Here is an 8,493-nt window from a genome sequence, read left to right on the forward strand (position 1 = left end):
GGGCGGCGGGGGCGCGGTGCGGCGGTTCAGCCGCTCAGGCGGGGTCTCAGGCCCGCAGGAAGGCCAGCGGGTTGAGCGCGGAGCCGTAGTTCGGGGTCGTACGGATCTCGAAGTGCAGGTGCGGGCCGGTGGAGTTGCCGGTGTTGCCGGACAGGGCTATCTGCTGGCCGGCGGCGACGACCTGACCGGCCTTCACGTGGACGCTGGAGAGGTGGGCGTACTGGGAGTACTTCCCGTTGGCGTGCTTGATGACGACGGCGTTGCCGTAGGCGGGGCCGTCACCGGCGCCGTTCGGGCCGGCCTTGACGACGGTGCCACCGCTCGCGGCGACGACCGGAGTGCCGACCGGCACGGCGAAGTCCTGGCCGCTGTGCTTGTGCGCCCAGCGGGCACCGTTCTGGTTGAAGCCGGCGGTGAGCTTGTAGTTCTTCACCGGGGTGACCCAGCCGGCGGCCGACTTGGCGGCGGTGACGGTGGCGGTGGGAGCCGCCGCGGTCTCGGCGGCGGACGCTACTCCCGCGCCCAGGGCGACCGATACACCCAGACCGGCGGCCAGGACGGCGGCGCGGGTACGGAGCTTGGTCGCACGGGCGGAGCGGGACGTGGCGCGCTGGAACATCGAAACCTCTGGGGGTGGGGGACGTGGCAACCACCCGGACGCTTGTCCTCACCGGGCGGCGATCCCTTGGTAACCCCGTCGGTCATCGGCACTCAAACACCGCCACTACGACGGAAAGTAGTAACAGGAGACAGTGGCGTACGTCTCTTGACGGCCAGCCCATTTGGGACAAATGCCCTGTAGATACCCCACGGCAGCCCATTCCGCCGCCCGATTTGCCCGCTTTCTTGGCTCCTGTCCCGCACTAAGCCCCCTAGTACCGGACAAACCGCCTGTGCAGCATGTCACCAAGAAGCGGGGCCGAGCCCCCTTTCCGTGTGACCGACCTCATGTGGCCACCGTCTCATTGGAGTTACCCACTAGTAATTTTCCCGTTCCCCTCTCGCCACTCCGGCACACGAGCATCATGTCCACAACAACCTCAGTGGTACGGACGCGAGAGGACCCCCCATGACCACAGGCACCTGGACGCACCGCGCCCGCCTGACCGCCCTCGCCACGGTCGCCGCCACGGCGCTCGCCGTCCCCGCCGGCGCCCGGGCCGCGACGGACGCCCCGGCCTCCGCCACGGGCGTCACCGCCACGGCCGCGGCCGGTGTCACGGCCACCGCGGCCGCGTCCGGGAAGGTCGACCACGGCACCTGGCAGCAGGACTGCCAGGCCGTGATGGACGAGGCCCTGCCCTATCTGCGGCAGCGGATCGCGGACGGCGGGCCCGGCGAGAAGCAGGCCATCGTGTTCGACATCGACAACACGACCCTGGAGACCGACTTCGGCTTCAGCTACCCCCAGCCGGCCAACAGGCCCGTGCTGAAGGCCGCCCAGTACGCCCAGGAGCACGGTGTCGCGCTGTTCTTCGTCACCGCCCGCCCGGGCATCCTCAAGGAGGCGACGCGGTTCAACCTCACGCACGAGGGCTACCGCGTCGACGGCCTCCACGTCCGCGGCCTGTTCGACCTGTTCAAGGACGTCGCCGACTACAAGACCGCCCAGCGCGCCGCCATCGAGTCCAGGGGCTGGACGATCATCGCCAACATCGGCAACAGCGCGACCGACCTGTCCGGCGGGCACGCCGAGAAGACCTTCAAGCTGCCGGACTACGACGGGCAGCTGTCCTGACCGACCGGCCGGAACACGGCGGAAAGGGGGCTGCCCCGGGACTCCAGGTCCCGGGGCAGCCCCCTTCGGTTCACAGGCCGAGCGCGGTGGCTTACGCGTCCTTGCTCAGGTTCGGCCCGGCTCCACCGGCCGCCTGCTCGATCGGCGGGACGTCCGGCAGCGCCGACTTCTCCTCACCGCGGAAGGTGAAGGTCTTGTCCTCGCCCTCGCCCTCGGTGTCCACGACCACGATGTGACCGGGGCGCAGCTCGCCGAAGAGGATCTTCTCGGAGAGCGAGTCCTCGATCTCGCGCTGGATCGTCCGGCGCAGCGGCCGGGCGCCCAGGACGGGGTCGTAGCCCTTCTTGGCCAGCAGCTCCTTGGAGGACTGGGAGAGCTCGATGCCCATGTCCCGGTCCTTCAGGCGCTCGTCCACCTTGCTGATCATCAGGTCGACGATCCGCAGGATGTCGTCCTGGGTCAGCTGCGGGAAGACGACCACGTCGTCGACGCGGTTGAGGAACTCGGGGCGGAAGTGCTGCTTGAGCTCGTCCGACACCTTGTTCTTCATGCGCTCGTAGTTGGTCTTCGTGTCGCCCGCGGCGGCGAAGCCCAGGTTGAAGCCCTTGGAGATGTCCCGGGTGCCGAGGTTGGTCGTCATGATGATGACCGTGTTCTTGAAGTCCACGACCCGGCCCTGGGAGTCGGTCAGGCGACCGTCCTCCAGGATCTGCAGCAGCGAGTTGAAGATGTCCGGGTGGGCCTTCTCGACCTCGTCGAACAGGACGACCGAGAACGGCTTGCGGCGCACCTTCTCCGTCAGCTGGCCGCCCTCCTCGTAGCCCACGTAACCGGGGGGCGAACCGAAGAGGCGGGAGACCGTGTGCTTCTCGCTGAACTCCGACATGTCGAGGGAGATCAGCGCGTCCTCGTCACCGAAGAGGAACTCCGCCAGCGCCTTGGACAGCTCGGTCTTACCGACACCGGACGGGCCGGCGAAGATGAACGAGCCACCGGGACGCTTGGGGTCCTTCAGACCCGCACGCGTACGCCGGATCGCCCGGGACAGCGCCTTGACGGCGTCGTTCTGGCCGATGACCCGCTTGTGCAGCTCCTCCTCCATGCGGAGCAGGCGGCTGGACTCCTCCTCGGTCAGCTTGAAGACCGGGATGCCGGTGGCCGTGGCGAGGACCTCGGCGATCAGGTCGCCGTCGACCTCGGCGACGACGTCCATGTCGCCGGCCTTCCACTCCTTCTCCCGCTTGGCCTTGGCGGCCAGGAGCTGCTTCTCCTTGTCCCGCAGGGAGGCGGCCTTCTCGAAGTCCTGCGAGTCGATCGCGGACTCCTTGTCCCGGCGGACGGCGGCGATCTTCTCGTCGAACTCGCGCAGGTCCGGCGGCGCGGTCATCCGGCGGATGCGCATCCGGGAGCCGGCCTCGTCGATCAGGTCGATCGCCTTGTCCGGCAGGAAGCGGTCCGAGATGTACCGGTCGGCCAGGGTGGCGGCCTGGACCAGCGCCTCGTCGGTGATGGAGACGCGGTGGTGCGCCTCGTACCGGTCGCGCAGGCCCTTGAGGATCTCGATCGTGTGCGGCAGGGACGGCTCGGCGACCTGGATGGGCTGGAAGCGGCGCTCCAGGGCCGCGTCCTTCTCCAGGTGCTTGCGGTACTCGTCCAGGGTGGTGGCACCGATGGTCTGCAGCTCGCCGCGGGCCAGCATCGGCTTGAGGATGCTCGCCGCGTCGATGGCGCCCTCGGCTGCACCCGCGCCGACCAGCGTGTGCAGCTCGTCGATGAACAGGATGATGTCGCCGCGGGTGCGGATCTCCTTGAGCACCTTCTTCAGGCGCTCCTCGAAGTCACCGCGGTAGCGGGAGCCGGCGACCAGGGCACCGAGGTCCAGGGTGTAGAGGTGCTTGTCCTTGAGGGTCTCGGGCACCTCGCCCTTGACGATGGCCTGGGCGAGGCCCTCGACGACGGCGGTCTTGCCGACGCCGGGCTCACCGATCAGCACCGGGTTGTTCTTGGTACGGCGGGAGAGCACCTGCATGACGCGCTCGATCTCCTTCTCGCGCCCGATGACCGGGTCGAGCTTGGACTCACGAGCGGCCTGGGTGAGGTTCCGGCCGAACTGGTCGAGGACCAGGGACGTCGAGGGCGTGCCCTCGGCAGGCCCGCCGGCGGTGGCGGTCTCCTTGCCCTGGTAGCCGGAGAGCAGCTGGATCACCTGCTGCCGCACCCGGTTGAGATCGGCGCCCAGCTTGACCAGGACCTGGGCGGCGACGCCCTCGCCCTCACGGATCAGGCCGAGCAGGATGTGCTCCGTGCCGATGTAGTTGTGGCCCAGCTGAAGGGCCTCCCGGAGCGACAGCTCCAGGACCTTCTTGGCACGGGGGGTGAAGGGGATGTGGCCCGACGGCGCCTGCTGGCCCTGGCCGATGATCTCCTCCACCTGCTGGCGGACCGCCTCGAGCGAAATCCCGAGGCTCTCAAGGGCCTTGGCGGCGACACCCTCACCCTCGTGGATCAGGCCCAGGAGGATGTGCTCGGTGCCGATGTAGTTGTGGTTGAGCATCCGGGCCTCTTCCTGAGCCAGGACGACAACCCGCCGCGCGCGGTCGGTGAACCTCTCGAACATCGTTAATCGCTCCTCAGAGCGGTCAGGCAGTGGGGGGAACTTCCCCTCCCTGTCCTTCCGCAGCTTAGTCCCGCAAGCGGGGACCGCTCATTCCAACTGCCGACACCGTCCTTGGCCTCCTGACCTCGACTGCCGACATCTGCTCCAACCCGATGGTGCGAGACGATGTTCCCGCAGGCCAGGCAGTTACCCCAGTCGCCAGTACGCCGATGGCGAACGTGAGACTCCGCTGCCCGGGTGCCGCCTGCGCGTCAACCCCTCCCACTAGGCATGTCTTACCCGCACGGACTGACACTCCATGCCGCGCGCGCCGCTTCCCTCAGCTATGGGCGAACAACCTTGCGCCCCTTCTCGTCGCCGCACGCCCTCCGGTTCGCCACTCCGGGCGCACATGGCATCACCCGTCGTGACTTCGGCGCGTTTCCGGCGGTTGCACCCGGCATGGTCGGCAGCCTCTCCACGACTCCTCTCCCGCTTCCCTCTCCCCGGCGGCCGCTCGGCCCCGGAGACAGGGCGCGGCACTGGTACGAGAACGATCTGGGATGGGCGACGGTGCCCGGGGAGCCGGTACGACTTGTCGTGGGTCTCCGCTTCGACGTCCTGGACGTACCCGCCGAAGCCGGACGTGCCGCGCTGCGCCATCTGGGGCCCGGCTCTCCGGTGGCCGTGAGCGGGGACCGGATGCGGCTGCTGGTGGCGGCGGGCGGTGCGGAGGAGCTGCCCGGGCTGCTGCGGTGGCTGGAGTGGGATCCGTCGGCGCTGGAACTGGACCTGGTGGCCCTGGGCGCGGGCACGCTGATGGAGGCGCCGCCGCCTCCGGACGCCGGGCCGCCCGGAGCCCGGCCGCTTCCGCCGGGCCGCTCCGGTTCACAGGGGGCCGCCGTGTGGCTGCGGCCCCCCGGGTCCGGGTGCGAGGCCGATTCCTCGCTGCCGACGCTGTCGGCCGTGGGGGGCGGCCGGGACGCCCCCGATCTCGTACGGCTGGTGGACACGCTGGCGACGCACTGTCACCGGATCCGGCTGCGGCGCGCGTGCGCCCAGCCGTCCCAGCCGTCCACGTGTTCCCGGGGCTTGGTGCGGGCCCCGGGTCAGCCGTTCGCCTTCTCGTAGGCCTCGCGGATGATCGCGGGGACCCGGCCGCGGTCGTTGACCTCGTAGCCGTTCGCCTTCGCCCAGGCACGGATCTGTGCGGTGTCCTGGCTGCCGGCGGAAGCGGCACGCGCCTTTCCGCGTCCGCCCGAGGCACGGCTCGCGCCGCGCCGGCCGTTCTTGACGTAGGGCTCGAGAAGACCACGGAGCTTGTCCGCATTGGCGGTGGTGAGATCGATCTCGTACGTCTTGCCGTCCAGCGCGAACGTCACGGTCTCGTCCGCCTCGCTGCCGTCGAGGTCATCGACAAGAAGGACCTGAACCTTCTGTGCCACCGGATTTCCTTTCATCGATAACGTGAGGGCCGGGGGTGGTCGGTGTCCGCCGTTTCGCCGTCCCCTGTTATATGCAGTACAGCAGTACGTCGGAAAGCAAACCGCTTTTGCGGGAAAAACACAAACCCCTGGGAGAGACCGGCCGCTCACCCCCGTCCGGAAACATGCGCGTTTCGGACATAGGGCGCGCCGGACCGGGCGGGCGGGCGGAATGTGGATCACAGATGCAGAAGCATCCGGCTGTTGCCCAGGGTGTTCGGTTTCACCCGTTCGAGACCGAGGAACTCCGCGACACCCTCGTCATAGGAACGCAGCAGCTCCGCGTAGACATCGGTGTCCACCGGGGTCTCGCCGATCTCCACGAAGCCGTGCTTGGTGAAGAAGTCCACTTCGAAGGTCAGGCAGAATACGCGGCGAACACCGAGCCCACGTGCGGTCTGGAGCAACTTCTCCAGCAACCGGTGTCCGACACCGGCACCCTTCAGACCCGGCTTCACCGCGAGAGTGCGCACTTCCGCCAGGTCTTCCCACATCACGTGCAGTGCGCCGCAGCCGACGACCTCCGCGTTGTCGGCGCGTTCGGCGACCCAGAACTCCTGGATGTCCTCGTAAAGGGTCACCGTCGCTTTGTCGAGCAGGATGCCGTCGCGAACGTAGGCGTCGAGCAGTCGGCGCACGTCGGGGACATCGCTGGTCCGGGCGCGCCGGACGGTGATGGCTTTCGCGGTCTCTTCGGGGCGCTCTGCGGGCATGAGCGGACGCTATCGCCCGTGGCCGCCCGGCGCCGAGTCGGGGTTCTCGTCACCGGTTTCCGCGGCTTCGGCGGTATCCGGGACTTCCCCCGTGACTTCGGAGGCGCCTTCGGCGGACTGTTCTCCGGGGCCGGGTACGGGGACTTCGGAGGCGCCTTCCACCATGCGTACGGCATCTCGCAGGGCCTGCCGCTGTTCGTCGTTCATCATGCCGAAGAAGGCGACGAGGGCGGCGGCCGCGTTGTCGCTGCGGGACCAGGCCTCGTTCATCAGTGCGGCGGCGTAGGCGGCGCGGGTGGAGACGGCCTCATATCGATAGGCCCGGCCCTCCGCCTCGCGGCGCACCCAGCCCTTCTGATGGAGATTGTCCAATACGGTCATCACGGTGGTGTACGCGATGGAGCGTTCCCGCTGAAGGTCTTCCAGGACTTCTCGAACGGTCACCGGGCGGTTCCACTTCCACACCCGCGTCATGACCGCGTCTTCGAGTTCTCCCAAAGGTCGAGGCACAACTCGACACCCTAGTGGGAGATCCCGGCAATGGCGTGCCGAACGTGCACTTCCAGTGTCAAACGCAGACAAAAAGGGCGTGCGGTACGCGTATGAGGGAGCCGCACGCCGCGTCAGGCGCCCTTCAGGCGTCGGTGGGGGCGGCGGCTCCGGAGGCCTGGGGGCCGCTCTGCGCCCGTGCGAGGGCGGCGTCCACGGCCGCGTCCTCCTTGGCCTTCGCGGCCCCGCCCTGGGTCTTCACGATCACCCTGACCACGGCGACGAAGAACGCGGCCATCACGGCCGACGGAAGGAGTGCGGAGAGGTAGTCCATGCGTCCAGAGTAGCCGGGCGGAGGCGGGGTGCCCCGGAGGGCTGCGCCGCCACAAGGCGCTGCCGCGGCTTCCCGCCCGGCGTCCCCGGCTTCCGCCGCGGGAACACCTCCCCCGGCGTGGGCACGGGCCGCCGGCCGGGCTTCGGCGCCTCCGGCCGACCGGGAGCGGGCCGCTCCCCGGGCTCCGCCACCGGCTCCTCGCCCGGCTCCTCCTCACCACCCGCCCCCACAGCCCCCCGGACGACGGTCGACCCGGCGCCACGGGCACCGGCAACGGGCCCCGGACACCCGACCGGCCCCGCGGGCACGACAGGAGCGGGCGGCACGGCGGGACCGACCGCCACCAGGCGAGCGGCCCGCCCGGTGGTCGCACCGAGCGCGGGCGCGGCCGGACCGGTCGCTGCGGCACGCCCCACCGGCAGCACGGAAACAGCCGACGTACCGGAAGCCGTCGGCGGCGCGACAGACACCGAACAGGCCGTCCCCGCCACCACGCGAGCGACCCGGCCGGCCGGGTCGGTGGCCGCACCGGAATGTGCGGGCGCGGCCGGGCCCGTCGGCCTCCTGGAAGCCGGCGGTGCGGACGGCGTCGGGCGGGCGGCTCGGCCGGTCGGGGCGGTACGGGCCGTCGGGACCGTTGCGCGGGCCTTGGGGAGGAGGGAGGCGGCGACCGGGTTGCCGCGCAGGGCCTGGAGGGCGGTCACGTCGTCGGGGGTGGGGCGGTGGCCGGCGTCCAGGCACTCCTCGAGAAGGGTCAGGTAAGCGGCCGCCGTGCCGGGAAGGGCGGCGCGGTAGCGGGCGAGGTCGGCCAGCAGGAACGTGCGCAGCCGGGCGCCCTCGCGCATCGCCTCGTCGAGCGACTCGGCGAGCCGGAGGCAGTCCCGCACGTCCTCGGCACCGGCGGGACGGGAGTGAACGGCGAGGGCGAGGGCGCGGCGGAGCACGCGCAGCTCCTCCGCACCGAACGCCATGCCGCCGCGGGTTCCGTGTGGCGTGGGCATGGGCCGACCATACGCGCCAATCGGACAAATTCGACATGCGGCACGCGCTCGGAACCGCCCCCGGGCCGGACGCCCCCTCAGAGGCGCGACACGTTCCGCTCGTACACCAGCCGCAGCCCGATCAGCGTCAGCCACGGC

9 protein-coding genes are annotated in these 8,493 nt (G+C 70.0%); 2 read left to right on the forward strand and 7 right to left on the reverse strand.

The window, feature by feature from the left end:
- Positions 1-46: 46 nt before the first annotated feature.
- Positions 47-619: a M23 family metallopeptidase gene (locus RH94_RS08290; RefSeq protein WP_073946982.1), complete on the reverse strand. Its 573-nt coding sequence runs from the start codon at positions 617-619 to the stop codon at positions 47-49.
- 450 nt (positions 620-1,069) lie between these two features.
- Here RH94_RS08290 and RH94_RS08295 point away from each other — a divergent pair, with 450 nt between their 5' ends.
- On the forward strand, positions 1,070-1,738 hold the full coding sequence (locus tag RH94_RS08295) for an HAD family acid phosphatase (protein ID WP_073946983.1): 669 nt from the start codon (positions 1,070-1,072) through the stop codon (positions 1,736-1,738).
- Positions 1,739-1,829: 91 nt separating this feature from the next.
- Here the strand turns inward: RH94_RS08295 and RH94_RS08300 are convergent, their stop codons facing one another.
- On the reverse strand, positions 1,830-4,355 hold the full coding sequence (locus RH94_RS08300; protein WP_073946984.1) for an ATP-dependent Clp protease ATP-binding subunit: 2,526 nt from the start codon (positions 4,353-4,355) through the stop codon (positions 1,830-1,832).
- Positions 4,356-4,796: 441 nt separating this feature from the next.
- Here RH94_RS08300 and RH94_RS08310 point away from each other — a divergent pair, with 441 nt between their 5' ends.
- Positions 4,797-5,465, forward strand: a complete 669-nt coding sequence (locus RH94_RS08310) for an SCO3374 family protein (protein WP_073946985.1) — start codon at positions 4,797-4,799, stop codon at positions 5,463-5,465.
- Here RH94_RS08310 and RH94_RS08315 read toward each other — a convergent pair.
- From RH94_RS08315 to RH94_RS42775, 5 genes are all read right to left on the reverse strand, one after another.
- Positions 5,444-5,779, reverse strand: a complete 336-nt coding sequence (locus RH94_RS08315; RefSeq protein WP_073946986.1) for a histone-like nucleoid-structuring protein Lsr2 — start codon at positions 5,777-5,779, stop codon at positions 5,444-5,446. The genes RH94_RS08310 and RH94_RS08315 overlap by 22 nt on opposite strands.
- Before the next feature lie 218 nt (positions 5,780-5,997).
- Positions 5,998-6,531: an amino-acid N-acetyltransferase gene (locus RH94_RS08320; RefSeq protein ID WP_073946987.1), complete on the reverse strand. Its 534-nt coding sequence runs from the start codon at positions 6,529-6,531 to the stop codon at positions 5,998-6,000.
- Between the two features lie 9 nt (positions 6,532-6,540).
- Positions 6,541-7,041, reverse strand: coding sequence for a BlaI/MecI/CopY family transcriptional regulator (locus tag RH94_RS08325; RefSeq protein WP_073946988.1), 501 nt, complete (start codon positions 7,039-7,041; stop codon positions 6,541-6,543).
- A 124-nt stretch (positions 7,042-7,165) separates the two neighbouring features.
- Positions 7,166-7,354 carry a hypothetical protein gene (locus tag RH94_RS08330; RefSeq protein ID WP_073946989.1) on the reverse strand — a complete coding sequence of 63 codons (189 nt, stop codon included), beginning with the start codon at positions 7,352-7,354 and terminating at the stop codon, positions 7,166-7,168.
- Complete coding sequence (locus RH94_RS42775; protein WP_143203975.1) at positions 7,318-8,355, reverse strand: hypothetical protein; 1,038 nt, start codon at positions 8,353-8,355, stop codon at positions 7,318-7,320. The genes RH94_RS08330 and RH94_RS42775 overlap by 37 nt, the downstream gene beginning before the upstream one ends.
- Positions 8,356-8,493 lie beyond the last annotated feature (138 nt).

It is taken from the genome of Streptomyces kebangsaanensis, from assembly GCF_001906585.1.
In the GTDB taxonomy this organism is placed as follows: domain Bacteria; phylum Actinomycetota; class Actinomycetes; order Streptomycetales; family Streptomycetaceae; genus Streptomyces; species Streptomyces kebangsaanensis.